Here is a 26106-nt window from a genome sequence, read left to right as displayed (position 1 = left end):
GATTGAAGAATTGTTACCACACCGCTGGAAACCTAAATCGAATTAAAAAATAGGCATGGGGTTCAGCGGACGCTTACGAAATAAATACTGATTTAGACACTCATAACGTACTGTACGATTAAATCGCTCAACATATGCATTTTGCTGTGGATTGCCTGGTTGACTAAATACATGCTCAATACCATGCTGATCACACCACTTTTCCATCAGCTCACTTATATACTCTGGGCCGTTGTCGGTTCTAATGCGTTTAGGTTTGCCTCGTCATTCAATGAGCTGATCAAGTGCTCTCAGCACGCGTTCTGCTGGCAATGAAAAGTCAATCAATATATCCAATGACTCGCGATTATAGTCATCAATCACGTTGTGAACTCGATAACTACGTCCATCACTGAGTTGATCATGCATAAAGTCCATTGACCATGATTCATTCTTAGCTGTCGGTACTGCAAGGGGTTCTGGCTGTTCTCGTTTAATCCGCTTATTAGGCTTGATTCTTAAATTAAGCTCAAGCTCCTTATAAATGCGATAGACACGTTTATGATTCCACTGATAGTTTTTGATATTACGTAGATACAAAAAGCAGAGTTTGAAGCCCCAAGTCTTATGTTCATTGGTCAGTTTAATCAGCCAATCTGCGATTTGAATATTCTCCTGATCCAAACGAGCTTTATAGCGATAACACGTTTGACTGACTTTAAAAATTAAGCAGGCCATGCTGATTGAAATCTTAAATTGCTCAGTAGCTTGCTGAGCAAGTGACTTTCGCTGAACAGGCCTTAAAACTTTTTTAAAAGTGCATCTTGCAAGATGTCTGACTTTAGCCGCTCATCAGCATACATGCGTTTTAAACGGGGGATTTTCAGCCTCAAGTTCTTTAAGCCGCGTCATCATTGAAAGATCCATGCCGCCATATTTGGACTTCCACTTGTAGAATGTAGCAGAGCTCATACCATGTTCGCGGCACAAGTTTGGTATGGGTGTTCCTGCTTCAGCTTGCTTCAAGATACTCATGATCAAGCTGTCTGAATACTTAGATGTTTTCATAGAAAATCTCCTTAAATCAAGGTTATTCGATTTTCTACTTTTAAACGCAATTATTTTTAGGGGGGATTACCCTGCGTATTCTTTAAAGTTTTTATGCTTTCTAGCTCTGGTATAACCACAGACAGGGAGTGGGAAGCCATCAATAAAGTGAATGTTATCTGAACCATAACGCTGAATGAGCTGTGCCATAATGGATTGACTGACATGCCACAGGTTTGCACAATGTTTACAGAAATTGGGATAAGATCCTAATTTTGGAAACCATTCTAACCAATTGTTTTTGAAATACATCCAAATATTTTTGTCTGTATCTAAACCAAGAAATTCACCTACTATTTGCATAGTAATGATTTCTGAATCAGTAACAGCAGGCGGAAAACCACGAGTTCTCAGGGGCTGAATAACAACAATGGGGTAAAGTTCTTCTATGATTACATAGACAAAAATGATAAATTCTTCAATGGACATAACTTTTCTTTAATTTCTTGGTGGAAACTAAAATAGGGTTATGTCCTTTTTATTTCAATCACTTAAAAAGTTGAGATTGGGGTAACTTTATAACTTTTATGCCTACATAGTTTTCCAATTATGTAGGCTTTTTAATGGAATCCTATATGAAACCCTTTATTTTTACGCTTATGCTACTCTGTAGTGCAACTCTATTAACTGCATGTGACAATATTAAAAAAGTTCTGCCGCAAGCTGAAAATGAGAAATCTGAACAATCGGTTACAGCTCAAACTGAAGAAAAGATTATTCAAAATAAACCTACTCTTCAAGGCATTGAAACTTTGGTTGACAATAAAATTGCTGAATCGATTAAATTCTTAAATGAAGAATCCAGACGTTCTGCTACAGATGACGATTATTTTAAATATGCATTAAACGCAAAAAATATTATTAAGTCCGATCTTAATCAGGATGGAAAGACTGATTACGTTGTTGAGGCGAGTTTCTGTGAGGAAACAAACTGCCATTCAACAACTATGACTTATGAAGTTTTTATTTTTACGACTGACCAACAAGACCAGATTAATTTTATAACTGATCTCAATCTAGGCTTGGATGCTAAAGTCACCAACATCAGTAAAGATGGCATTATTACTATTGAGAACCATGAATATGCAGAAAATGATCCCTCTTGCTGCCCATCAATTGTGAATACTCAATCTTACGCACTGGTTGGCAAGAAACTAGCTTTACTTGCTCATCCATAATTTTTAAAAGAGGAAATGCCAATATTGACATTTTCTCTTTTATTATCTTTTAAATGTCCAGTTACCTAAATTTGTATTAATTTGAATTTCAATGATTTTATCCAAGTTACAGTTATTGATATAGCCTCGATAGGTATGACCAAAGCTTAAAGTGACAGGCATTTTAATTGAATTATCAATTGCACTACACTGTCCCCGATTGAGAATCACTTTTTCAATCGTTACCTGATCTGTTGTCGATTGAACATCAATCATACCTAAACCATATTCAGCCCATGCAGGATTTAATTGTAAGTCGATTCGTACAGGAGCTTCTTCGGGGATTTGAGGTGTTTCCATTTCCTCTACTCTTTCATTCTCATAACGGGTTAAGCCGTCTGCACTATATTGATCATCTGTATCATTCACAGGCTGGGTTTCCTGAATCGCTTCAGCCTTTTCAGTGGAGTCTACATTTGTCTTATGGTTTGAGGCATCCTGACACCCAGCGACAAGCAACAGACTCCCGATAAGATAGTATAATCTCATTGGATCACCATTTATTTAAAAAATTCAGGCTCTTATTCCGAGAAAATGAAATAAGAACCTAGAGAAAGATAAAACTAGGATTACATTTCAGGACGAAGTTTAATGCCCTGAATTTTACTGGTTATTTTTTTATTGGCAGCACATTCCACTGTGGCAAGTAATTTGTCGTTATTGGAAACTTCAACGCCAGCCGTATATTGTTGAGACATTTTGTCCAGACTGTCATTGACCCGATATATGGTTTTTCCATTCGCAATATTAATCGCATAATTCTCATAGCGACCAAATCCCTCCCATTGATAGGTGGTGACTTTATTGCGAGGAACTGCAATCGCCAACTCTGGCGTGGCATTTGCCTTACCAAATGAATAACTAATCGTATTGCCTGCATCACAGACCTGAATCACTTTGTTATTGGTCGTTGTGCAGTTGAATACCGTTTTGCTCTGACTTGGGCAAGCTGCGAATAATGAATGGCTACAGGCAGCAACGGCAAGTCCGATGATTAATTTTTTCATTTTAGAGCCCTTTAAGTTTCTTATTGATCGTGGCAATATTTTTGTTCACCAAATGGTTCATCATCACCCAAGCTAAGCGCTGATACTTTTTGGCTTTTTAATTGCTTGGTTGTTATGTCCCCACCCCAAGTATTAAAAATCAGATTGATTGAACCCTCTGGACCACTTCTCACAACATAGTCTGCAATTGCACCCTCACCCCAGCCCTCATGGTAGCAACCGTATTTAAGCTTTTTTTCAATGGTGCTAATGCTTTCTTTATTAAGGAAAATCTTAATACCATCTGTATATAAATAATCAGTAGGCACGTTTCCACTTAATGTTGCATTACTTAAGCCATATTGATCAAAACGAGCTGCAACTTTATTGCCATTTTTTAGCTTCCAGATAATCAACCCTGCTGCTTTCTCTGAAGGTTTGCCTAGTCTGCTTGTAACCGTTTTTAGTGAATCGCCTACTGTAAGCTTCACCCCATTTGCAGAAATAAAGTCATCTGCAAAAACAGATGTAGTTGTAGCAAGTAAACTTGCCAATAAGACAAATTTTGATAATTTCACTGAATAAGCCCCTTATTAAATTATCGCTTTGTACACGACAAAAAAGATAACTCATTGAAATAATGGCATAATACTTGTTTTGTAAAGACGAATATGATGAAACATTTCAATGAGTTATATCTCATCTTAAACAAATATCTAAAGTGGAACAAGTCACATGTAAAATGTTTTACACTGATTATGCTTGCATTAATTGTAATACAGACATGTAATCTTTCTTCTGCATCTAAAGCCTTACCCATCAAGTGCTTACCACAATCATTTTATCGACGTATACAACGCTTATTTGCAGATCAGTATTTCGATTATCATCAAATTTCTCAGTTAATTTTCAATATATTTTTATTCGATAAAGTCCAATTAACTTTGGATAAAACCAACTGGAAATGGGGAAAACGAGATATTGAACCGTACCGGGTTTGTCGGAGAGTCAATATTCTGAGAGACTATCCCGATGACAAAATTAAAATATACCCCTGAAATCAGAGAAAGAGCGGTTCAATTATTGATTGAATCCGAAAAAGATTATCCATCGTATTGGGCTACAATCACAGCAATTGTGCCTAAGATTGGTTGTACTCCTGAAACACTTCGTGCTTGGCATCAAAAGCATTTAGATCAGCAAAATCCTATTAAAGTACAACAGATATCTGATCAAGAAAAAATGAAGCAAATGGAACGTGAAATTAAAGAATTAAAGCGTGCCAATGAAATTCTACGTAAAGCAGCCGCTTTTTTCGCCCAGGCGGAGCTCGACCGCCCACACAAATAATGGTGGATTTCATCCATAACAATAAAGACTTATATGGTGTTGATGCGATTTGTAGGATTTTACCGATCGCAGCTTCAACCTATTACCGAACTTTAGATCTCGCTGACAATCCAGAACATCGAGCGAAACGAGATCTACATGATGAGCATCATGCTGAACAAATTAAACGAATTTGGAAAGAAAGTTCAGGTGGATATGGTGTGCGTAAGGTCTGGCAACAATTGAAACGTGAAGGTTATGTTATCGTACGTTGTACTGTTGCTCGATTAATGAAAAAGCTAGGTATACAAGGTGTTTGGCGTGGTAAGAATAAACAAACTACCCGTAGCAGAGATGATCAAAAACGAATGGATGACTTGGTGAAACGTAATTTTAGTGCTGATCATCCTGACCCTTGCGAAGCAGTGCTTCTTGTATCTTGATTGATATAGTGATTAGCTACCACTATACGCAAATTGTAGAGTTTGGAGTGCTGCTAAAATCTTAAATTTGAACCTGAGATAAAACCTACAATTTGCCCTTATCCCTCATACAACTCTGAACGGTAACTAAGCACTTTGATGCTGTATTCACAAGGTAAGATGATGGTTAATGGGATAAAAATCATAGCTTAAACTCAAGGAATATCACCATGATTATGCTAGGTATTGATGTCAGTAAAACCAAAATAGATTGTTGCATTTTCCCTCAAGGTTTGACTGGAAAAAGAAAAAATAAAATATTTACTAATACAGAAAGTGGCTTTGGCAGTCTGCTCAAATGGCTCATCACTCTTAAAATTGAACCTGATCAAGTGACAGCAATCATGGAAGCGACTTCGGTTTATCATGAGAATTTGGGATATTATCTATATGATGCAGGTGTAAAGGTTTGTGTGGCTAATCCTTCACGAGTAAGAGCCTTTGCCAAAGGCATGTCCATGCTAAATAAAACGGATAAAGCTGATAGTGAAGCTCTTTCACGTTATGGTTACACCGCAAAGTTAATCATATGGCAGCCTGAACCTGAAAATGTCAGATTATTAAAAGCTTTACTAGGCAGACGAGATGTCTATCTAGGTAGTCTATTGCAGGAAAAGAATCGACTTGAAAAGGCGCAGTCCACTCATACCTCCGTTGTTGTGATTAAATTACTTGAAGAGAATATTGAGTATTTAAATCAGCAACTTGAACATATTGATAAGTTAATAAATAATCACATAGATCAAGATCCAACATTGAAACAGGATTTGAAATTACTGCAAACTATTCCTTCAATCGGTGAACGATCAGGCTTATTACTGTTGGGGTTATTTCATTCGCACAAGTTTGAAAAAGCAAGTCAAGCTGCTGCATATGTAGGTTTGGTTCCAGTACATCAGTTGTCTGGCAGTTCAGTCAACAAGCAAAGTCACTTATCAAAAGCAGGTGACAGTAAAATACGCTCAGTATTGTATATGTCAGCATTAACAGCGATTAAATATAATCCACACATTGAAGCTTTATATCAACGATTATTAAGCCAGGGTAAAAATAAAATGTGTGCTTTAGGTGCTGCAATGCGCAAGCTTATACATCTGTGTTATGGCGTTTTAAAACATCAGACTGCCTATCAAAGAGATTATTTATTGGTCGAATAATCTCAAAACCTGATTGACTACCAAGACGGTATCTCAGGTCGCTGACTTCACGTATATTCAAACTCACTCAGGCTGGGTCTATACCGCCTTTATTATTGATGTGTTCTCACGAGCAATTGTTGGATGGAAAGTATCTACACGGATGAATACAGATATGGTGCTCGATGCACTTGAGCAAGCATTGCACGATCGAGGCATGCCAAAGAATGTGATTCATCATTCCGACAGAGGTGTGCAATATCTTTCCATTCGTTATACCAATCGTTTAGAAGCAGCAAATTTACGAGCATCAGTCGGTACGACTGGTGATTCATACGATAATGCTTTGGCTGAAACGGTGAATGGCTTATACAAAACAGAGGTGATTGAATATTTAAAAGCAGATTGGCAAGGTTTAGCAGATGTACAACTTGCGACACTAAACTGGGTAGATTGGTTCAATAAAAAGCGTGTACACAGTGCACTGGGTTATGTATCGCCTTTTGAGTTTGAAGCAATGTACTATGATAAGATTAACCCGTTAGGTCAGGTGGCCTAACTTAAATAAAAAAGTCTCCGACAAACCCGGTACGGTTCAGTTTTGATGATTTGATTATTAGTATACAACATAAGAAAGTTACCTTTTTTTGATTAAGATTTCGACACCTTTATCAAAACGGGTAACTTTCTCTTTTTCAAGAGGTATGTACGATCAAGTTTGAACTAATATATTTAAACGCCTATACGGATGCATATATTGCAGAAATCACTTAACGTTTGAATCATCGCCCAAGAAAAAGACTCGGCTTCAACAGTCCGAGTCAGGTATTATGGCAACAACATGGTGTTGCACTTCAAATGCTAATCTAAGACTATAATAATTCAATTGTTAAAAGCTTATACTTTTACACTCTTTAGTTCCTTCCAAGCAAATACTCGCATATCCTGTATTTGTTGAAGGTTTATACTGCTGTGAAGATTTCGCCACATTAACTTCTGTATTCGTAGCAGTGTTATAACTTTGTTGTAATCCTACAAAAGACAGTAGATCCTCTGCCAATGCTTGTCCTAATTTTTGATAACCTGCTTCTGAAAAATGAACCCCATCTTTTCGACCTAAACCTTGATTAATCCAAGATTTCATCGAACATCCCCCCCCCATAGCTTGTTGCCAATTCCAATACAAAGTATGCTTTTGCTGTGCAACTTGGTACTGCACATTTTGAATCGCAGTTAATTTAATTGGTCTTATCCCACATTGACCCGCGATATTTTTTAAGCTTTCTGGTGCTGAAACAATCATAATGGCAGTATCAGGACTCGCTACACGGATCTGATCAACTTTCGAAATTAATAAATTTTTATACTTATCAACATCAATATTGTCGTTAAATGCTTCATTTGTTCCATAAGCAATAATAATCAATTCAGGCGAGATGCTCTTTAAATTTTGCTGCCATCCCTCGTTCCAGCGATTCCAATATGATAATTCTGCTCCATTAATTCCTAATGCTGAAACAACAGCACCCTCACCATTTTGATTTTTTGCCCACCATCCCCCAATTGCTGATTGCTCTGCATTTGAAGCAGTGATGGTAAATGGTAGCTGTGCCACAAACTCGACTGTTTGCCAGGTATTGTTTTTGATTGGGGCTTCAATCTCAAATTGATGCCCTTGTGCATCTCGGCCCAAAAACTTACCATCCGTTGCAGCCTGCCTTAAATTTACTTTGATTTTTTGCGAAAGTTCACTTTGTTTTGATTTAATGGTTAAAGTTGCTCCATTAAACTTAGGGGTAGCGATTAAGCCCCCCAAAGTATAATTTTGATCTCGTTGCTGGCGACTAGAGATTGGCTCCCAACCATTGTTATCGTACCCATAACGGACTAAACGTTGCCCAGAAAAATACATAGGCATTCCCCACCCCATTCCACCGTTTCCTAACCGGTTTTGTAATTGAGACCTTAACGTTCCTGTCATTACATCAGCCGCTGTATGGGAATCACCGAATTGAACAATATGAACAGATTTATTTTTAAAAGCAGTCATTAATTGGTCGGTATTAGGATCATTAAAATTGGTCAAATTACTAGCGTAAACTGGTGATCCGATCGTTAAAATGCAAAATACACCTAAATAAACTGACTTTTTAATCAACATAGACTTAACCTGTATTTTATTGACTTTAATGAATAATTTTTAGATGGCTTGAAATAACTTGTGCAATCAGTTTCTGACCATCTGTTGAAAAATGGATTCCATCAGCACTACGCATTTTAATAGAATTTCCATTTTTAGTAACATATTCATTGTAAATATCGTTTTTTCCACCGAGTAATGGTCTGGAATCAATAAAAAATGCCTGATGCTTTTTCACTTCATCACTAATGACTCGATTTAAATATACCATCTGTTGATTCAACGAATCTTTTTTCATGTTTGGTGGACTCAACCACATCACACTAATTCGATTTTCTTTGGCTGTTTGAATAATTTGAGAAATGCGAGAACGATAAACAGTCTCCCATTCAGGCGATTGAAATTTAAGGTAACTTCCACCTTTAGGGTTTGGCATATCCCAAGGATCATTCGCTCCTAAAAACACGACTAAAACTTTAATTTGCTTATTTGCAGAAATAGTATCTTGAATTGTTTTAGGCCAATCGAAGAAGCTAGGGTACGACAAGCCTGTACTCTGTTTACTTAAATTAATGGTTTTAATATCAAATTTTTCTTGCAAATGCTTTTGCACGTGCGGTGCAACTCCCTGCATTAATGAGTCACCTGCAAAGAAAACTTGGTCAGTTTTGGTCAAGGTAAATTGGTCAAGTAAAGCTTGGTGTGCCTTTGCTTGTTCTTCTTTCACTAATCTAATTTTTTCTTGTTTCTCAAGTTGTAGTAAGTATTGGCGATATTCTGGTGTATAAGCATAATGCTCATTGTATCGATTTATGATGTCTGTATTCAATTGACCAATCATGGCTTTATCCAAGCCATGTTTCGTATATAGAAGATTGCCAATCTGCCCACCGAATGTCCATACTTCAAATTTATCTAACTTAGTTAAAGGACTTTCTCTATGGTAAGTCTGCTGAAAATAGGCATTGACTGAATTTTGCATAATCCAAATTGATAAAAATGCAAAAAAAACCAGGGTAACCAGAATAAAAATATAACTCTGAACATGATCATCAGCTGGACTAAATTCCTGAGCATTAATTTCATATTCAAGCTCTAGCAGTTTTGACTCATTAGAAATTTGCATATATAAATCCAGGAATTCCAGAGGGTGCACAAATGATAATAGTGATGAAAATAGCGAAGAGCGGTACTAGCAATGCATATCTTGGGATCTTTCGTTGATATGAACTTAAATTACTTAATGCCCGATAAACAAATGGGTAAATTACCCAGGCTATCGTTAATAAAGTAAGTAAATATAATGGGTTACTAGTCCATTGGACATTAATATGATTACTCAATAAGGCTCTAAATACCTGCAATGCCTCTTCGAAGGTTTTGGCTCTAAAGAAAACAAAGCAAAAACTAACAAAGGTGATTGTTAAAAATATGCTAGTGGTTTTACCTATCCAACTTGATTTTGCAAAAGCATCACGTGCATGTTTTATGTCTACTTTAAAGACCTTTTGATAGACTTTATCTGAGATATTAAGCAGTACTAATGCTAAGCCGTGTAACAATCCCCAGATAAAAAAATTCCATCCTGAACCATGCCAGATACCTGATAACACCATTGCAATCACTAGATTTAATTGGGTTAGTGTAAAACCACCCCGGCTTCCCCCTAGCGGGATATAAATATAGTCTCGGATCCAGGTAGACAAACTGATATGCCATTTATCCCAAAAATCACGAATGTTGTGGGCAAGTAATGGAGCTCTAAAGTTTACAGGTAATCTAAAACCCAACAGCAGGCCAAAAGCGATCATCATTTCACTGTAGCCGGAGAAATCAAGAAATAGCTGCAAGGTATAACCATAAATCGCAGCTAATATTTCTAAACTATGATATTGCATTGGATTAGCGAATACGGGATTTACCCATTGATCCGCAATCCAACCCGCAATCCACCATTTTTTTATTAACGCTAAAACCAGAAGTATTAAAGCCAAGCTCGGTAATAAAATTTTACGGGGCTGATTCGTCGTTATCTGTGTACTCATTCCACAAGACTGGCCACTAATATCAGTCAGCCCCTTTGCATTCTGAGCACGAGCGATAGGGCCGGCAGTTATAGTTACAAAGAATGAAAAATGCATTAAAAGTTGAATTAAATTAAATCTAGGACAATCTATTTCATTCCTATAACGACTAACCAAATAACTAATCGCTTGGAATGAGTAATAGGAAATGCCTAAAGGTAAAATTAAATTTGCTGCCAATCCGGAATTATCTAAATTAAATTTATCTAAAAATTCAGAAACTATAGGTTTAAAAAAATCATAATATTTAAAGATACTTAGCTGAATTAATGTTATTACAATTCCAGAAATTAATAATTTTTTCTTAATTAAAACATATCGATCCATTAATATAGATATTAAATAAACTATCAGACTAAAGACAAGTAAAATGATGATAGCTAACCCACCAGCCATCAAAAAAACCAGCAAATAACTTGTAATAACGAGAATCAGATTCTGAATCTGAGGCTTATTCCTAAATACCCAATAAATTGCAAAAAATAGAATAAACGACAATGCGAATTCTATAGATAAAAAAGAAAACATTTTTTTATTCAGTTACAAAAAATTACCCAAATATAACATTATTTTTAAAAAAATATTTATTAGATTTATTAATAAATTTATTACATTACTTAAGATAAACTCATTAAATAACCCGAATCCTGTTTAAGCCATTGATCCCATAATTTGAATTTTTGGCTTATTTTGATGGGTAAGTTGATATGCGCATAACGATGCATAGATTCCACTGAGAAATCCAGAAATACTACGTGATTTGCTTGTAACCAGATTGTATTGACCTTTCAATAAGCTGAATAAGGTTTCTATTTTATTGCGCTGTTTCAAGTGATATCCATCAGATTCAGAAAGCTGTATAGACTGCATGTTCTTTCGATGATAGGTAATTAAATCAATACCTTGATCTTTTAATCTATGCTTCGTTTCCTGACGGCTTTGTTGCACAAACCTATCTGTAAAGGCTTTTTCAGCGATATAATTTTCAAATGAAGAAGCCTACACACAAAATCTATCGCACAACCAATTGGCCCGCATATAACCGAGCACTCATGAGTCGCGGAAATATTGCCCTTTGGTTTGATCCTGCTACGCAATGGTATGCGCCATCAAAAGGCAAACAAGGGCGAAATCAAACCTACTCCGACGCAGCCATCCAATGCTGCTTAATAATTAAATCCTTATTTCGTCTGTCTTTACGTATGGTTACTGGCTTTGTGCAAAGTCTGATTAAACTCTGCGGATTAAATTGGATAGCTCCAGATTACACCACACTGTGCAGAAGACAAAGGCATATCGATATTGCAATTTGCTATCAAAAAAGTAGTGGTGGTCTCCATCTACTCGTAGACTCTACTGGCCTAAAGTTTTTAGGTGAAGGTGAATGGAAGCGTAAGAAACATGGATCTGAATATCGTCGCCAATGGCGTAAGCTTCATATTGGTATCGATGCCGAAACCCTTCAAAGACGTGCTGTACAACTCACCGCAAATAATGTCAGTGATTCACAGGTACTGGAAGATTTACTTGCTCAAATCCCTTTAGATGAACAAATCGATTCTATCTATACAGATGGTGCTTATGACACAAAACGATGCCGTCAGGTCATTGCAGATCGGCAAGCACATGCGGTGATTCCACCTAGAAAAAATGCGAAACCATGGAAAGATACAAAGAGTAGCTCGCTAGAGCGAAATGAATTACTTCGAACAGTTACACGTTTAGGCAGGACACTATGGAAAAAATGGTCAGGCTATCATCGGCGAAGTTTGGTTGAAACTAAGATGTACTGCATTAAATTTTTAGGAGATAAACTCAGTGCAAGAAAATTTGATAGCCAAGTCAATGAAATTCATGCACGTGTAGCAGTCCTCAACAGATTTACGGAATTAGGTCGACCACTTACTCAAGTTACGCCTTAAATTTGGCTCAATTAGGGGGCTTTGTATTTCAAATCTTTGTGCAACAAAGCCATGCAATTGATGAAAATCAAAGTTTAGATTATGAAATAAATAGTGCTGCCGAAGTAGATAGTCTTTTTCAAGTCACTGAAATTGAAGACTTGAAGTTTGTTAAAGAAACAAGTAATTCGGCCACCTATAAAGTAAAAGTTGGAGTAATTAGAGGTGGGCATATCACATCTTCTTGTACTGTAATTGCTACATATGATGACTCGGCAGGTCTGATTGATTGGGAAATCCCATCGGAATGTCATGATTTTTAATGTTGTAATTGGAGATTAGTACATCAACTAATCTCCATTATGCTTACAAGAAATTTCTTTTCTTAACTAAGTTAATTTTATCAAATATTCTTATTAAGAATTCTAAATTGAGGGAAATTTAGATATATTAACATGTACCATTTTTCACAATAGATATTAGTTCTTTTCTATAACTTCCTGGATCATAAACGTCAGTAATTTTACATCCTTGAGCATCACATTTCACATCAAAATCAACATGAAAACTTTCTCCGAAATTTTTAGCCTGTGCGCGTACACGTCCATTTGGTAGTACCGAGTACTTTATTTTATTAGCACGAACATCATAATCATTGCCCGGAATAAGCACTTGACGCACCCATTCACACATATCTCCTTCATGACGATCTGCAATAGCATCTCGCTTCTGAATTAGTAAGCGCAATTCTTTGGATGCATGTAGCTTTAATACATCAATCCCCATCAAGTCTTCATTTAAGTGATCTTCATATACTTTTTTAACAAAATTTATTTTTTCCTGCTGAGAGGAGTTGGCATAGCCTGTACCCGAAGATAAAATGCATAATGCAGTTAGAAAAATTTTTAATTTCATATTTTACTAAAGTATTTGATATTTAAAATAAATATTAATGTTTATTAATATTAAGCACAAGAAAAATTTGCATATTTGTATAACAGCGTGGCGTGAAGCTTTTTATAATAATAAGAGGATCATTTTGAATGCATGTAATAGCCACTTTGGTTTATAAGAATATTTGTCAAAGTGTCCATCTTTAATAAGAATGGGTGTCTAAGTAATTATTGATTTTTCAACTATCCACTAAAAATAATTCTCATACATATGTCATATTCATGGACAAACATCAGCAATTACTCTCATCGCTATACCAACGGTTATTCGCTGTATGCTGTCCAATTTGCTTTATAAATTACTAATTAAATTTATAAAAAGAGATTAACTATAAGATTCACATTTCATAGCTTTGGCTGGTGTTATATTTTTCGCACTCACTAAGTGACTAGAATCATATCCTTCAGTTTCTGCAATGAGTAATCTATAGTTTTTGATGGTTACTGTAGCTTTACCTTCATACGTACAATAGCCTTTCTTAATGCTGTTTGGCAATTTAAAGGTTTTCTTTGCTGTTTCAAAGTTAGAAAAACAGAACCATGCAATACGTGTGTCGCCTTTAGGTCGAGGAATTAACGATGATGATTTTTTGTCTGGATAAAAGCACACATCATCCCCCATATAGTCCACATACTCAGGATCAAGATTCCGTGAATATGTACCGGTTAAATTGGTTTGTCCTGTGTAATATTTTAGCTCTCCCTGGGTTTTTTGATATTGAAAAGCATGTGCACCCACTAACATTGGACATAACACTGTAATACAAATAAAGAGTTGTTTCATTTTTACCCCTAAGTTTATTGTGCTGTTATCCACTTGATACAGCACTGTAGAATTTTTAAGCTGCACATATGTCACCCTATTCTAAATAGCTGTCAAATGTGGCTATGGTTTCTCATCTCTTTAGAAAAGATGATGGCACCCATTTCAGCACTGGTTGAGTTTGATTACTGATATTCTTTTTTCTCTGCATTGTAATTCACAACCAACGATTGATTGGCCGGTTCAATACTGCTGAAGTCTGCATTGGGTTTTTCCCCACTATAATTGACTTGGATTGGAAAATATTTTTTCCCATTGTCAAGGACTTGAATCGTACTGTCGAAGCTAAAATGCAAAGGAGATTCGGGTTCATGGTTTCCTGCATTGTCACCAGCTGCGTCAGCGACACCATAAGCACCAATAAAATCATCTTCAGGTAAGTGAATCACGTTCCAAGAACTACTCGTTTCACCTGTGCTGGTATAACTACTTTGATAAAAGCTGCCAATAAGTTTCTTACCAATCGGCTGCATATTATTTAGAATTTGTTCTCGATCTAAATGTACACGTCCATAGCTGCCGCCATATTCTTGTTCGGGTTGGCTCTTACTGACTATTTGAAATTGTCCATTAGTGAGTTTTTTAAAGCTATATAAGTCCAAACTACCGACACAAGCGTGACAACTCACCACACTCCCATTTTCCATCACTTGCACTTTTTCAATCATGACTAAAAAGCGTGCTTCACCTTCCATATTTCGATAGTTAATAATTGGATGCATGATCGCAACGGTATTTTCACCAGCTTCATCTGGCGAACCAATTGCTACAAAATTTTGTGTTTCAAGTTCACCTTCATTTACAAAAACATTACGCATATTATCTTTGTAAAATAGGCGCATAACTTCTTTAAAACTTAATTCATTTAAACGTGCATCCACCAAGTCTTGACTAAGGAAACCAGATTTTTTTGATTCAGGTGATTGCTGTGTGGTTTTGGGTTGTTGAACTGTAGCTGTTGCAGTCGACTGCCCGCTATACCCTAAATAACCCCATACTGCTGCACCACCTAATACAATCCCAGTAACACTACCTAACCATGCATTTTTCATCTTTTTTTTAACTCGATGTAACGTTTCATAAAATTTTAAATGGGATGTTTTCCCTTAAACAAACTTCTACTATAAAAAGCCTTTTTCCCCATTTTAGCTAGTTCAATTTACTATGCTAAAACTTAAATTTTTAGTCGATAATCGATAAGAAATTGGCAATTTTGGTTTGTTCTTCTAGGGATGGATACAACATACTTAGAAACCTATTTTTCCCGTTTGTTTAAAGTCTTTCTTTTTCATCCACCCCTCAACTGTAGATCCATCGTTGCGAACATACATGACGCTGATCCATGTCTGATTACTGATACGAATTTCTTCATAAGCAATGATGGAATCTTTAGGAATCAAAAAAAGACTTTTTTGTTTACACTGTTCAGTGGGTGCCGTATAAAAATAAGTCCGAAAACCCTTTTGACCTGTCACTTCAAATGAAAGTCTAGGCTGATACATGGCTGAGCGCTGACTAGATTGTGAATTCAGTGCGGAGCAGGATTGTGCATGTGCTGATATAGTCACAATCGAAAGACCGATAACTGCAAAGAAACTTCTGATTAAATTTTTCATTTTTTCCCAACCATTGGTTTTTTACCAAAAACGTACATGTTCAGTAGATACATCACTCTGAATAATCACCCCTCTTCTAAGATCAAGCTGACTTTCATCTGTGTTCAATGTTTTTAGCCGATAGGTTTTTTGATCACCCAAGTTTTTAAGCTCCCAACTATCCATACCTAGATAACGACTCACATCCCCATCTGGCCATCTAATAGTCAATAATGGTAAGGATTCATTCGCCCCGTAAATTTGCTTTGTTACTGAATCAATTGATGCTTTCACCATTGAACGTGTGACTACACACTTTTTACTGGCAGCTTTACCTTTATAAGCACAATTGAATGATGCCGAAGCCTGAGAAGCATTCATAAATTTATTGATTGAAACTTCTGCATTGATCTGCATGGAGCCAAATAAAAAAGTCAGCGCTAGCCCGATTTGAATGATAAACTTCATATTCCCTCTTTAAACCCAAATTATTTTTTAATTAAAAATAACAACTTATGATACATAATGTATCTGAAAACTATTTAAAATTCACGTTCAAAATAAATTTATTTTTGCTTCACAATATATTGAAATACGTGTGAATATTTCCTTTTAAGGCACTGTTGCAAATAGAAACTTGAGTCGATGGTGTTCCCTTTAAAAAGTGCTTAGAGACCGAAAAACCTATCCACTAGATACACTTCACCCTGAGGCTGACCATAATAAAATGACGAAGCTTGTCCTTTACGTAGTGCACGCATGACTTCAATACCTTTTAATTGTGGCATAAGCCGTCTTCATAGATTTGAATCCTAAGGTGACCCTGATGATCCGCTTTAGCTTGCCATGATCACATTCAATCACGTTATTTTTGTACTTAATCTGCCTGTGCTCAAGGTCTGATGGACATTTTCCTTCCCATTTTAACGGTGATAAAGCACGTCCATATGTGGGTGCTTTATCCGTATTGATCACTTTTGGAATTTGCCACTTCTTCTGCCATATTTACAATACCAACGCACAACCCAAAGGATGATCTCACCCTGAAAATGCCAATCATGGAAGAGATTCATATGCTGCACCTTTAGCTAAAAGAGCATTCAGCTTACCATTAGTGGTTATTTGCAACAGTGCCATTTGGAAAGCTTGGAAATACGGGCTTTTTCATGTATGAAATATTTGTGTCAAAATTTCATGCAAATATGAAATTAACAATATGGTTTTTTAGCTAGCTGTTGCATTTCAATCTTATAACTCTCTGGGTCGTAAACATCATCAACTTTACATGATTTAACATCACACTTTACTTTAAAATCACGATGAAATTTTTCACCAAAATTTTTACCTTGTGCTCTTACAAGACCATTACTAAGAACTGTAAATTTCATCCCACTATATTTTGTATCACTATCATTACCTGGGATATAAACATAACGCACCCAATCACAATACTCTCCACCAAATTTAGAATGGATCGAATCTCTTGTATTAAGTATTTTTCTAAACTCGGGGGTTGCATTAGCTTTTAACGTATCGGTTCGGCTTAGTGAACTCAATTCAATTTTATAAATATTTTTTATTAAATCTACTTTTCGAACTTGTTCATTATTTGCATGTGCAAAATTGGATAAGCTAAAAGATAAATACAAAACGGTTTGGACTATGTTCAAATGGCTATTCTACGTTTGATTGGTTTTGGAAAAAAAGAAGAATTTAAGAAAGTGCTAGCAATTTTAAGAAAGAAAAAGCCTGATAGGACAAGGATCCTATGAAATTTGTCGTGTACAGAGGTAATTTTTATGAAATCTAAAATCATGAGAAAAAGATAGAAAAGCACTTAGTCAGTTTCGGAGTATTATTTAAAACGTGGAGATGTTTTTCCTATGTTGATTAGTCAATTTATTTACGAATGAGGTATAAAGTTTTATCTAATTTTTCTTTTTATCCAATTTAAAATTAGGTGCGTACACGGCCTCAACTTTCAATAAAGTATAAAAGGTGTTTGTGTAGGCAATACCCTTACTTTTGATAAGCCAAAAGAAAGCAAAAGCCTTTGTTACCCATACATAACATCCCTATTATGATGGATAACGTGTGGCATCCCTGCCACACTCGTGTATCCAAACGTTGCTTAAATTAAACTATGTAATAGTGGCGACATAAAGGTGCTCTTATCGCTATATATTAAAAACTTAGTGGAACACTGTTTCTAAAGCTTTTAAACCCACTTTGGGATCAAGTAGACCGTTGTAAATTTCAGGGATTTCACGTTCCACCCCAAAAAATTCATAAATGGCAAGCATCGCCCCACGAACTGAATATTCCACAGTAAAGACCACGTCATCTTCAATTTCCACAAACTGTCCAAGGAAAGCAAAGTTTTGTGAGCCTTGTGGAATTACCTGTGGACGATCCCCCGGTTTACGGCAGGCGAATAGGGCAGAGGCGTATGGCATCATGGCGGTAGTAACATCAGTCGTTGCCAAAACATGATCTAAAATGTCGTCAAAACCGAGCTGTTTAATCAGTTCTGTTAGGATTTCTTGCCCCGTGGCTTCGGACATTGGTTTTTTGATGTAATCGCCTATATGGTCAATTTGGAAACCGTAGCCCCATAAGGTATATAAACCTTCAGGTAAGTCGGCAAAGTGTGGCTGTGCAGGAACCACGATGGATAAATGCCAACCCGACTCATACCAAGTCATGAGTGCGCCTGTGCCTGGTTCATTGCCTGTATAGTCAATAATACGTTTAAGTAGCACGTCATCTTTCATGGTCAGAGTGAAAGACTCCCACTTATGTTCATCGACATTGCCATAAAAAGTCATTGGACGGCCAAAGTCTGGGGCTTTTTGTGCCAGCGTTTCCCAAAGCGTCCAGCCATGATCTTCTCGATGACGAATAAGGGCAGGCACGTCATGATTACCGCCATAACGTGAGTCTGCTGTAATAGAGCCTAAAGTGAAAATAGCTAAATCATTGGCTTTCAGATTAATTTGCTCTGAGCCTTCAGGCAATTGTACATATAGGCGTGAAGCGTAGCGTTCTTGAGTTTCAGCATTGGTAATGAAGTCTGCATCTGTGACATAGTGTCCAAAACGCACATCGACGCCTTGTGCGACTAACCAACGCTGTAGGGGCAGAATCATCGAGTCATATTGGTTGTACTTGGTACGTTTCACACCCGCTAAGGTATGAATGCGTGGCAATTCTTGAATAAAACGCAAGAAATAGCGTCTTAACTCTGCTGCACTGTGCCATTTTTGAAAAGCGAAAGTCGTGCGCCACATGCGCCAGAAATTGGTTTCAAAAAAGGTTTCATCAAAAAACTCATCAATGCGGCGACTGCCAATTTTTTCTTCTTTTGAAGCTAATAGGCGCAGCATCTGTGCACGATGTAGCGTATTCAGACCAAGCTTTGCTGCATCCGCAATGACATGTTCGGCATCAATCAACCGTGCATTGGCGTGGGTTTTCACTTTTTCATTAAACTCACGACATTCTTCACGCACCGAAATGTCTGGATTTTCCAAAGATGGAATACTGGAAAATAAGTCCCATAGGCACAAATAAGTTTCATCGGTCAGCATTCGCCCACCACGTGTTACCCAAGCTTGCGCGGCATGCGGTGTATGTCCACCATCCATCGAACCACCTGAAATATCGAGTTCTTCTAAAATATGGATATTTTTGGCAGGGACTTTGGCATCACGGATTGCAAATGCAGCAGCGGCCATACCTGCGATACCACCACCAATAATCCAAAGATGGGACTGTTGCGCGTCTAATGGGGTGCGCTTCTTATTTTGCATGGTTCACCTTTAATTATGATGTTAAAAATTATGAAGTAAAAAAATTGGTTTAGAAAAACCTTAAAAATAGTATGTCTTTTTATATATGAAAAATGTATGAAATGGGAAGCAATCCCCTCATTATATTTTGTAATCAAAAATAGACGTATGATGGCTATTTTTAATACACATTTGTCTTTTTATTAAAATTGAATATGATCTAAATAATTGATGTTAATGTTTATTGTTGAGTAATTGCTCTATTGTTGTTTTCACTATGCCGTATGCTAAATTTCTTTAAAAATAGGCTTTTTATTTATCATTAAAAAATATCTTTGTACACGACAAAAAAAGATAACTCATTGAAATAATCGCATAATACTTGTTTTCTGACGACGAATATGATAACACATTTCAATGAGTTACATCTCATCTTAAACAAATATCTAAAGTGGAACAAGTCACATGCAAAATGTTTTACACTGATTATGCTTGCATTAATTGTAAAAACAGACATGTAATCTTTCTTCTGCATCTAAAGCCTTACCCATCAAGTGCTTACCACAATCATTTTATCGACGTATACAACGCTTCTTTGCAGATCAGTATTTCGATTATCGTCAAATTTCTCAGTTAATTTTCAATATATTTTCATTCGATAAAGTCCAATTAACTTTGGATAGAACTAATTGGAAATGGGGAAAACGAGATATTAATATCTTGATGTTAGCCATCGTCTATCGTGGAATAGCGATACCTATTGTTTGGACATTGCTCAATAAACGTGGAAATTCAGATACAAAAGAGCGTATTGCTTTGATTCAACGCTTTATCTCCATTTTTGGTAAAGATCGTATTGTGAATGTGTTTGCAGACAGAGAATTTATCGGTGAGAAATGGTTTACATGGTTAATTGAAAATGACATTAACTTCTGTATACGTGTTAAAAAAACTTTATTGTGACCAATCACTTAGCCAAGAATCATAAAATTAGTGATTTATTTCGTCATCTTCAAGTTGGTCAAACTGAATGTCGTAAACGACGTATTTGGGTTGGTCGAGTGAAACTGTATATTAGTGCGCTACGATTAGAAGATGGAGAACTTTTACTTGTTGTTTCTCCTATGTTTAATGCTTCTGCTATTCGTGATTATGCATTACGCTGGGAAATCGAAACGTTATTTAGTTGTCTCAAAGGACGTGGATTCAATCTTGAAAATACTCGTTTAACAGACCCTAGACGAGTCAAGAAATTGATAGCAGTGCTAGCTATCGGTTTCTGTTGGTGCTATTTAACAGGTGAATGGCAACATGATCGGAAAAAAGCGATAAAAATAAAGAAGCATGGACGACTTTCAGTAAGTTTATTTCGCTACGGTTTGGACTATGTTCAAATGGCTATTCTACGTTTGATTGGTTTTGGAAAAAAAGAAGAATTTAAGAAAGTGCTAGCAATTTTAAGAAAGAAAAAGCCTGATAGGACAAGGATCCTATGAAATTTGTCGTGTACAGAGATCTGTGTTATAGCGTTTTAAAACATCAGACTGCCTATCAAAGAGATTATTTATTAGCCGAATAATCTCAAAACCTGATTGACTACCAAGACGGTATCTCAGGTCGCTGACTTCACATATATTAAAACTCATTCAGATTGGGTCTAAACCACATTTATTATTGATGTTTTTTCATGTGCAATTGTTGGCTGGAAAGTATCAACACGTAAGAATACAGATATGGTGCTTGATGCGCTGAGTTATGTATCGTCTTTTGAGCTTGAAGCAATGTACGATTATAAGATTAACCCGTTAGGTCAGGTGGCCTAACTTAAATAAAAAAGTCTCCGACAAACCCGGTACGGTTCAGTTTTTGCATAGACCCAAGTGTTAAATCATCATTACGATTCTTGCGTACCACACCATGGACACGTGAAAAAGTAGAAAGCTTATATTTGTACGTCTTACGCCAAAAGGCCAAACAGAAACCGTAGCCTCAGGCAACACTCCTCTCATCATAAAATTATACCAGTCAGTAAAACACTCTTAGATTAAGCATATGAATGTTGGTTATTATTGTTGATTATCACAATAAATTAGTGACCAAAAATCAAAGTACCCTACCCCACCTTAAATTACGTCACACAAAATTAAAACTCTATATAACTGTTATATATAGAGTTTATTAACATACCAATTATGTAATTTAGTGTATTTTATGTCGGTGACTCTTGCCAAGGTTGGGGTCGGGAGTTCGAGTCTCCTTTCCCGCTCCAGATTCAAGAAGCCCTCATCGAAAGATGGGGGCTTTTTTATTGTTGATTTATAATAAGTTTTATCAAATATATCATCAATAAGTGTATTAACCCCTAATTAAACGACACTCACAATTAAGACCTAGGCATAGAACTAGAGTTAAGGAGTGTCTTATGGAACGTTTTAAAGTTATTACATCAGTTCAATGTCGCAGATGGTACAAAAGTGTTCAATTCATGACAAAAATATGTGTGTCATTGCAGGGCATTTAGCTTGAAGGCTATGTGAAAACACACGTAAAACTTGGTCAAAAAGAGCATGCATATGAAATTTCTAACAATCTCAAAAAGCTAAGAATAAAAACTCGGATCAGGCACTTTATCTGTTAACACCCATTCTCCGACTTCTTGATATTTATAATCAATCGGGTCATGTAAGGTCTGGGTACGCACATTGCGCCAAAAACGATCTAAATTCAGTTTGGCAGTCGTGGCTCTTGCCCCCATCACTTGGAAAATATTTTGCGTCACAAATAACGACGTATTGGTCGCAGCAATTTTTGCAGTAGCAATCGCAATAGACACTTCACCACGCTGTTCCACATTCAAAATTTCACCAATGTCCCAAGCTTCTTGTAGTTTTTCAACTGCTTTATTTGCCAATAAACGCACACCCTCAAGCTGCACATAAAACTCAGCAAAATGCTTTTGGGTAAATGGATCATTTACCGCATTTTCAGCCAAAGACTTTGACCATGCTTTTTGGCTTTGTACCGCTTCTTTGGCAACATCAAAAGCACCTTCAGCCACACCTAAAAATAAATGCACAAAAATCAATTGTGCAATCAAAGGACGTAAACTCGAATACGGCGTACTGAGTGGTCCTGGATTTAATAACAGCTCATCTTTAGAAATTTTGACTTGTTCAAAATGACTTGTTCCGCTATCCGTTTGGCGCTGCCCCATATTGTTCCAGTCACCTAAAAAGCTCACACCTTCACGTGCTGTTGGAATGACACCAATCAATAATTTTCCAGCCTCATTAAAACCTGAACACAGTAAAATATCAGAATCCATTGAACCTGAGCAAAAGCTTTTATCTCCATGAAAAATAAATTCATTTTCAGAAATTTGTTGTGCTGTCGTGCGTTGATCTAAAGGGTTTAAAGTATTGCCCCAAAACAGATTTTCACTCGCAGTCTGTTCAAACCATTTTGCATATTGCTCAGGCTGTGAAAACAACTGAACTGTGGCAATCAGTAAATGATGGAAACCATAAACATGTGCTATAGAACTATCCACTTGAGCAATGGTTTGAATGGTTTGGAAAATGGTTTTCCAATCTGCACCTTGTCCGCCATATTGCTGAGGAATAGATAGCCCCAACAAGCCACTTTGACGAATCAAATCACGCTCAACTTTTGGATTGCCTCCAACTTTATCTCGTTCAGCAGCCGTTTTTGCAAATTCTTCAGCGAGCTTTTTTGCCAAATCCAAAGCTGATAAATTCAAGTTTTGTTGTGGTGCATTCATCATGATTACCTATATTTATATTATTTTTAGCTTAGCAAAGCTGGTTTTGTTTGGTTATCTGAATAAATGCTGTCCTTATCTTTAAAAATAAATTCAGCTCAAAACGAAAAACTTTTTTCATCAAAAAATATCAGTATTCATACGTTTTTATCACTATACTCAGCCCATAAAAACCATTTTGGACAATAATAATGACTTATTCTTATCAATGGTTCAGTGCTCCCAAAGAAATCAGTATCGTATGCCCTGTATGCCACAAAGAAGCACTATTTCAATTTGCATCTGTCTTTCATGTTGAAAAAAAACAAGACCGAATATTTTTTGAGACTCATCCCGCTTTTGAAACGACCACTGTGTATGACTCTTATACCTATACCCATAAATTTTGTGTCATTTTTTATCCTGCCTTAAACTCCAATCCAGAACTTGATATTTTTTTGGAATGCCATAAAGGTTTGAATAACTCTGTCCCTCATCTGATAAAAGATAAAGGCGTTGTCTTTTGTCCATCATGCCTGATCAAACGTAAACATCAACTAAACTGGCCACAAGAGGCTTATTATTGTATTGATTATAAAGGTCAATTGCTTTGGGCATTTCATCGTCCTGCCTTTGTTTCAATTTATGATTATATTCAGGCTAAAATTCGAGATCGTCATGTTGCAGGACATTTTATCTATTTGTTGCATATTCCCAGACATTTTTTAACGCAACATGCACGCACCGAAGTGAGTAAAAAAATGCGCCGTTTATTGCTCAGGGTATAAACCACGATCAGACTTCACGATAAAAAATACCGCCCTCATTGGGCGGCATTTTTTTATTTTCAATTGTTATGAAGCATGTTGTGATTTTACTTCTTCAATCAACTGATCCACCACGGCTGGATCAGCCAAGGTTGAAGTATCACCTAAACTATCCAGTTCATTGGCTGCAATCTTACGCAAAATGCGACGCATGATTTTTCCTGAACGGGTTTTCGGTAATGAAGGTGCCCAATAAATCGCATCGGGAGTTGCCACAGGTCCCATCACTTTACGAACCCAACTCACCAATTCTTTACGCAATTCCTCAGTCTCCTGAGCGCCTGCCTGTAAGGTGACATAGGCTGCAACACCTTGCCCTTTAATGTCATGTGGCATACCAACCACAGCAGCTTCTGCAACCAGCTCATGTGCAACCAAGGCACTTTCAATTTCAGCCGTTCCTAAGCGATGTCCTGAAACATTCAGCACATCATCGACACGTCCTGTGATCCAATAGTAGCCGTCTTTGTCACGGCGCGCGCCATCCCCCGTAAAGTAGCTGCCAGGATAAGTCGAGAAATACGCTTCAATAAAACGCTCAGGATCACCCCAAATGGTTCGCATCTGACCCGGCCAGGAATCTTTGATAATTAAATTCCCTTCTGCCTCACCCTCAATTTCATTTCCTTCGGCATCCACTAAAGCAGGTTGCACCCCAAACAATGGACGTGTTGCTGAACCAGGTTTAACAGCTGTAGCACCTGGTAAAGGTGAAATTAAAATCCCCCCTGTTTCAGTCTGCCACCATGTATCCACAATCGGGCAACGGCTTTCACCTACAACAGTGTAGTACCAGTTCCATGCTTCAGGATTGATTGGCTCGCCTACAGTACCCAATAAACGTAAACTACTGCGGTCACTTTCACGGACAAAAGCATCCCCCTCACGCATCATGGCGCGAATTGCAGTTGGTGCAGTATAAAGAATGGTAATATTATGTTTATCGACAATATGCCCTGTCCGTGCCCATGTTGGATATTGTGGAATCCCTTCTGACATGACTGTAGTGGTACCATTGGACAATGGTCCATAAAGCACATAGGAATGCCCTGTAATCCAGCCTATATCTGCCGTACACCAAAACACATCATTTTGTTTAATATCAAATACTTCACGGAAAGTCAGATTGGCATAGGTCAGGTATCCACCAGTGGTATGCAACACCCCTTTTGGTTTTCCTGTCGAACCTGAGGTATACAGAATAAATAATGGATCTTCTGCATTCATGGGTTCAGGTGGGCAAATATCAGTGACCGTCATGATTTCCATGTGATACCACAGATCACGACCTTCTTTCATCTCAATTGGATGCCCAGTACGATGCACCACAATCGTATTTTGTACTGAGGATGTACCCTCTAATTTGAGTGCTGCATCGACATTTTCCTTGAGTGGAATGGTTTTACCACCACGCATGCCCTGATCCGCTGTGATCACCAATTTCGCCTGACTGTCATCGATTCGGCTTGCCAACGAATCTGGTGAGAAACCACCAAAGACCACACAATGCACCGCACCAATACGGGTACATGCCAGCATAGCAATCGCCGCTTCAGGAATCATAGGCATATACAGCACAACACGATCGCCTTTACGAATGCCATTTTTCTTTAAAACATTGGCAAAGCGGCAGACCTCATCATGTAATTCTTCAAAAGAAATAATTTTATGCCGTGAAGGATGATCACCTTCCCAGATAATGGCAGGTTTAAGCGGATGCTCTTTTAAATGACGATCCAAACAATTAGCACTGACATTTAGTTCGCCATCTGCAAACCATTCGATTTTAAAATTTTCAGGATCATAGCTAGTATCTTTGACCTTGGTAAAAGGCTTCATCCAGTCCAGTTTTTTTGCTGCTTCAGCCCAAAACTCGTTGGGATGATCTACTGACTGTTGATAACGCTCGAAATACTGCTGTTCATTGGTTCTTGCTGTTTTTACAAATTGTTCTGGTACAGGATATATTTCTTTCATATTCTACTTCCTAGTTTGT

At 37.1% G+C, this 26106-nt stretch carries 20 protein-coding genes, 11 pseudogenes and 1 other annotated feature; of the genes and pseudogenes, 12 read left to right on the top strand and 19 right to left on the bottom strand.

Features of this window, described 5'->3' with window-relative positions; genetic code table 11:
- Nucleotides 1–78 precede the first annotated feature (78 nt).
- Nucleotides 79–1047, bottom strand: a pseudogene (locus tag HX124_RS13670) (IS3 family transposase); the annotation flags it as partial.
- A gap of 69 nt (nucleotides 1048–1116) precedes the next feature.
- A pseudogene (locus tag HX124_RS13665) lies at nucleotides 1117–1515 on the bottom strand (transposase family protein); the annotation flags it as partial.
- Nucleotides 1516–1661: 146 nt separating this feature from the next.
- Between HX124_RS13665 and HX124_RS13660 the strand changes: the two are divergent.
- A complete protein-coding gene (locus tag HX124_RS13660) occupies nucleotides 1662–2264 on the top strand; it encodes a hypothetical protein (RefSeq protein WP_228254472.1) in 603 nt (200 codons plus the stop codon).
- Between the two features lie 42 nt (nucleotides 2265–2306).
- Here the strand turns inward: HX124_RS13660 and HX124_RS13655 are convergent, their stop codons facing one another.
- From HX124_RS13655 to HX124_RS13645, 3 genes are all read right to left on the bottom strand, one after another.
- The gene (locus HX124_RS13655) at nucleotides 2307–2792 is read right to left on the bottom strand and encodes a hypothetical protein (RefSeq protein ID WP_114392578.1); all 486 of its coding nucleotides are present in this window, start codon (nucleotides 2790–2792) and stop codon (nucleotides 2307–2309) included.
- An 80-nt stretch (nucleotides 2793–2872) separates the two neighbouring features.
- On the bottom strand, nucleotides 2873–3310 hold the full coding sequence (locus tag HX124_RS13650; RefSeq protein ID WP_286383522.1) for a hypothetical protein: 438 nt from the start codon (nucleotides 3308–3310) through the stop codon (nucleotides 2873–2875).
- Nucleotides 3311–3330: 20 nt separating this feature from the next.
- Complete coding sequence (locus HX124_RS13645; protein ID WP_114392582.1) at nucleotides 3331–3867, bottom strand: hypothetical protein; 537 nt, start codon at nucleotides 3865–3867, stop codon at nucleotides 3331–3333.
- A 96-nt stretch (nucleotides 3868–3963) separates the two neighbouring features.
- Here HX124_RS13645 and HX124_RS13640 point away from each other — a divergent pair.
- From HX124_RS13640 to HX124_RS13625, 4 genes and pseudogenes are all read left to right on the top strand, one after another.
- A pseudogene (locus HX124_RS13640) lies at nucleotides 3964–4272 on the top strand (IS4-like element ISAba33 family transposase); the annotation flags it as partial.
- A 49-nt stretch (nucleotides 4273–4321) separates the two neighbouring features.
- A pseudogene (locus HX124_RS13635) lies at nucleotides 4322–5031 on the top strand (IS3 family transposase); the annotation flags it as partial.
- Nucleotides 4597–4713: a sequence feature (AL1L pseudoknot), on the top strand. It overlaps the preceding pseudogene by 117 nt.
- 239 nt (nucleotides 5032–5270) lie before the next feature.
- Complete coding sequence (locus tag HX124_RS13630; RefSeq protein WP_004278529.1) at nucleotides 5271–6257, top strand: IS110 family RNA-guided transposase; 987 nt, start codon at nucleotides 5271–5273, stop codon at nucleotides 6255–6257.
- 37 nt (nucleotides 6258–6294) lie between these two features.
- A pseudogene (locus HX124_RS13625) lies at nucleotides 6295–6795 on the top strand (IS3-like element ISAba29 family transposase); the annotation flags it as partial.
- A 330-nt stretch (nucleotides 6796–7125) separates the two neighbouring features.
- Here HX124_RS13625 and HX124_RS13620 read toward each other — a convergent pair.
- The 4 genes and pseudogenes from HX124_RS13620 to HX124_RS13605 all read right to left on the bottom strand — a co-directional run.
- Nucleotides 7126–8397 (bottom strand): SGNH/GDSL hydrolase family protein, encoded by a 1272-nt coding sequence (locus HX124_RS13620; RefSeq protein ID WP_286383521.1) that lies wholly within the window; start codon nucleotides 8395–8397, stop codon nucleotides 7126–7128.
- A gap of 25 nt (nucleotides 8398–8422) precedes the next feature.
- Complete coding sequence (locus HX124_RS13615) at nucleotides 8423–9502, bottom strand: SGNH/GDSL hydrolase family protein (protein ID WP_286383519.1); 1080 nt, start codon at nucleotides 9500–9502, stop codon at nucleotides 8423–8425.
- Entirely contained in the window at nucleotides 9489–10856 is a 1368-nt protein-coding gene (locus HX124_RS13610; RefSeq protein WP_286383517.1) for an MBOAT family O-acyltransferase, read from the bottom strand. Before HX124_RS13610 ends, HX124_RS13615 begins: the two co-directional genes overlap by 14 nt.
- Before the next feature lie 255 nt (nucleotides 10857–11111).
- A pseudogene (locus tag HX124_RS13605) lies at nucleotides 11112–11393 on the bottom strand (transposase); the annotation flags it as partial.
- A gap of 56 nt (nucleotides 11394–11449) precedes the next feature.
- Between HX124_RS13605 and HX124_RS13600 the strand changes: the two are divergent.
- On the top strand, nucleotides 11450–12382 hold the full coding sequence (locus HX124_RS13600) for an IS5 family transposase (RefSeq protein WP_286383516.1): 933 nt from the start codon (nucleotides 11450–11452) through the stop codon (nucleotides 12380–12382).
- 2 nt (nucleotides 12383–12384) lie between these two features.
- Nucleotides 12385–12684, top strand: a complete 300-nt coding sequence (locus tag HX124_RS13595; protein WP_286383515.1) for a hypothetical protein — start codon at nucleotides 12385–12387, stop codon at nucleotides 12682–12684.
- Nucleotides 12685–12811: 127 nt separating this feature from the next.
- On the opposite strand, the gene HX124_RS13590 is transcribed toward HX124_RS13595, so the two are convergent.
- From HX124_RS13590 to HX124_RS13560, 7 genes and pseudogenes are all read right to left on the bottom strand, one after another.
- The gene (locus HX124_RS13590; RefSeq protein ID WP_086196708.1) at nucleotides 12812–13276 is read right to left on the bottom strand and encodes a hypothetical protein; all 465 of its coding nucleotides are present in this window, start codon (nucleotides 13274–13276) and stop codon (nucleotides 12812–12814) included.
- A gap of 363 nt (nucleotides 13277–13639) precedes the next feature.
- Complete coding sequence (locus HX124_RS13585) at nucleotides 13640–14098, bottom strand: hypothetical protein (protein ID WP_086196709.1); 459 nt, start codon at nucleotides 14096–14098, stop codon at nucleotides 13640–13642.
- Nucleotides 14099–14262: 164 nt separating this feature from the next.
- The gene (locus HX124_RS13580) at nucleotides 14263–15189 is read right to left on the bottom strand and encodes a hypothetical protein (protein ID WP_086196710.1); all 927 of its coding nucleotides are present in this window, start codon (nucleotides 15187–15189) and stop codon (nucleotides 14263–14265) included.
- Between the two features lie 195 nt (nucleotides 15190–15384).
- Nucleotides 15385–15753 (bottom strand): hypothetical protein, encoded by a 369-nt coding sequence (locus HX124_RS13575; RefSeq protein WP_086196711.1) that lies wholly within the window; start codon nucleotides 15751–15753, stop codon nucleotides 15385–15387.
- A gap of 21 nt (nucleotides 15754–15774) precedes the next feature.
- On the bottom strand, nucleotides 15775–16200 hold the full coding sequence (locus tag HX124_RS13570; protein WP_086196712.1) for a hypothetical protein: 426 nt from the start codon (nucleotides 16198–16200) through the stop codon (nucleotides 15775–15777).
- A gap of 200 nt (nucleotides 16201–16400) precedes the next feature.
- Nucleotides 16401–16728 (bottom strand): annotated as a pseudogene (locus HX124_RS13565) (DDE-type integrase/transposase/recombinase); the annotation flags it as partial.
- 212 nt (nucleotides 16729–16940) lie between these two features.
- Nucleotides 16941–17402, bottom strand: a complete 462-nt coding sequence (locus HX124_RS13560; RefSeq protein WP_286383514.1) for a hypothetical protein — start codon at nucleotides 17400–17402, stop codon at nucleotides 16941–16943.
- On the opposite strand from HX124_RS13560, the pseudogene HX124_RS13555 reads away from it, so the two are divergent.
- Nucleotides 17385–17504 (top strand): annotated as a pseudogene (locus HX124_RS13555) (IS4-like element ISAba33 family transposase); the annotation flags it as partial. The gene HX124_RS13560 and the pseudogene HX124_RS13555 sit on opposite strands and share 18 nt — an antisense overlap.
- Nucleotides 17505–17924: 420 nt before the next feature.
- On the opposite strand, the gene HX124_RS13550 reads toward HX124_RS13555, so the two are convergent.
- Entirely contained in the window at nucleotides 17925–19544 is a 1620-nt protein-coding gene (locus HX124_RS13550) for an oleate hydratase (protein WP_004883953.1), read from the bottom strand.
- A gap of 383 nt (nucleotides 19545–19927) precedes the next feature.
- Between HX124_RS13550 and HX124_RS13545 the strand changes: the two are divergent.
- From HX124_RS13545 to HX124_RS13535, 3 pseudogenes are all read left to right on the top strand, one after another.
- A pseudogene (locus HX124_RS13545) lies at nucleotides 19928–21019 on the top strand (IS4-like element ISAba33 family transposase).
- A 120-nt stretch (nucleotides 21020–21139) separates the two neighbouring features.
- Nucleotides 21140–21274 (top strand): annotated as a pseudogene (locus HX124_RS13540) (IS3 family transposase); the annotation flags it as partial.
- Between the two features lie 113 nt (nucleotides 21275–21387).
- Nucleotides 21388–21510 (top strand): annotated as a pseudogene (locus HX124_RS13535) (VF530 family DNA-binding protein); the annotation flags it as partial.
- 612 nt (nucleotides 21511–22122) lie between these two features.
- On the opposite strand, the gene HX124_RS13530 reads toward HX124_RS13535, so the two are convergent.
- Nucleotides 22123–23307, bottom strand: a complete 1185-nt coding sequence (locus HX124_RS13530) for an acyl-CoA dehydrogenase family protein (RefSeq protein WP_286383513.1) — start codon at nucleotides 23305–23307, stop codon at nucleotides 22123–22125.
- A 188-nt stretch (nucleotides 23308–23495) separates the two neighbouring features.
- Between HX124_RS13530 and HX124_RS13525 the strand changes: the two genes are divergently transcribed.
- A complete protein-coding gene (locus HX124_RS13525; protein WP_286383512.1) occupies nucleotides 23496–24071 on the top strand; it encodes a hypothetical protein in 576 nt (191 codons plus the stop codon).
- A 66-nt stretch (nucleotides 24072–24137) separates the two neighbouring features.
- Here HX124_RS13525 and acs read toward each other — a convergent pair whose 3' ends face one another.
- Nucleotides 24138–26087, bottom strand: a complete 1950-nt coding sequence (gene acs / locus HX124_RS13520) for an acetate--CoA ligase (protein WP_286378135.1) — start codon at nucleotides 26085–26087, stop codon at nucleotides 24138–24140.
- Nucleotides 26088–26106 lie beyond the last annotated feature (19 nt).

Source organism: Acinetobacter sp. 226-1, from assembly GCF_030329325.1.
In the GTDB taxonomy this organism is placed as follows: domain Bacteria; phylum Pseudomonadota; class Gammaproteobacteria; order Pseudomonadales; family Moraxellaceae; genus Acinetobacter; species Acinetobacter sichuanensis.
This window is presented reverse-complemented; position numbering and strand designations above follow the sequence as displayed.

Excerpts from the sequence above, each read along its gene's own strand:
- HX124_RS13660 (WP_228254472.1), top strand. The coding sequence starts at position 1,662 with ATGAAACCCTTTATTTTTACGCTTATGCTACTCTGTAGTGCAACTCTA.
- HX124_RS13655 (WP_114392578.1), bottom strand. The coding sequence starts at position 2,792 with ATGAGATTATACTATCTTATCGGGAGTCTGTTGCTTGTCGCTGGGTGT.
- HX124_RS13650 (WP_286383522.1), bottom strand. The coding sequence starts at position 3,310 with ATGAAAAAATTAATCATCGGACTTGCCGTTGCTGCCTGTAGCCATTCA.
- HX124_RS13630 (WP_004278529.1), top strand. The coding sequence starts at position 5,271 with ATGATTATGCTAGGTATTGATGTCAGTAAAACCAAAATAGATTGTTGC.
- HX124_RS13620 (WP_286383521.1), bottom strand. The coding sequence starts at position 8,397 with ATGTTGATTAAAAAGTCAGTTTATTTAGGTGTATTTTGCATTTTAACG.
- HX124_RS13615 (WP_286383519.1), bottom strand. The coding sequence starts at position 9,502 with ATGCAAATTTCTAATGAGTCAAAACTGCTAGAGCTTGAATATGAAATT.
- HX124_RS13610 (WP_286383517.1), bottom strand. The coding sequence starts at position 10,856 with ATGGCTGGTGGGTTAGCTATCATCATTTTACTTGTCTTTAGTCTGATA.
- HX124_RS13600 (WP_286383516.1), top strand. The coding sequence starts at position 11,450 with ATGAAGAAGCCTACACACAAAATCTATCGCACAACCAATTGGCCCGCA.
- HX124_RS13590 (WP_086196708.1), bottom strand. The coding sequence starts at position 13,276 with ATGAAATTAAAAATTTTTCTAACTGCATTATGCATTTTATCTTCGGGT.
- HX124_RS13585 (WP_086196709.1), bottom strand. The coding sequence starts at position 14,098 with ATGAAACAACTCTTTATTTGTATTACAGTGTTATGTCCAATGTTAGTG.
- HX124_RS13580 (WP_086196710.1), bottom strand. The coding sequence starts at position 15,189 with ATGAAAAATGCATGGTTAGGTAGTGTTACTGGGATTGTATTAGGTGGT.
- HX124_RS13575 (WP_086196711.1), bottom strand. The coding sequence starts at position 15,753 with ATGAAAAATTTAATCAGAAGTTTCTTTGCAGTTATCGGTCTTTCGATT.
- HX124_RS13570 (WP_086196712.1), bottom strand. The coding sequence starts at position 16,200 with ATGAAGTTTATCATTCAAATCGGGCTAGCGCTGACTTTTTTATTTGGC.
- HX124_RS13550 (WP_004883953.1), bottom strand. The coding sequence starts at position 19,544 with ATGCAAAATAAGAAGCGCACCCCATTAGACGCGCAACAGTCCCATCTT.
- HX124_RS13530 (WP_286383513.1), bottom strand. The coding sequence starts at position 23,307 with ATGATGAATGCACCACAACAAAACTTGAATTTATCAGCTTTGGATTTG.
- HX124_RS13525 (WP_286383512.1), top strand. The coding sequence starts at position 23,496 with ATGACTTATTCTTATCAATGGTTCAGTGCTCCCAAAGAAATCAGTATC.
- acs (WP_286378135.1), bottom strand. The coding sequence starts at position 26,087 with ATGAAAGAAATATATCCTGTACCAGAACAATTTGTAAAAACAGCAAGA.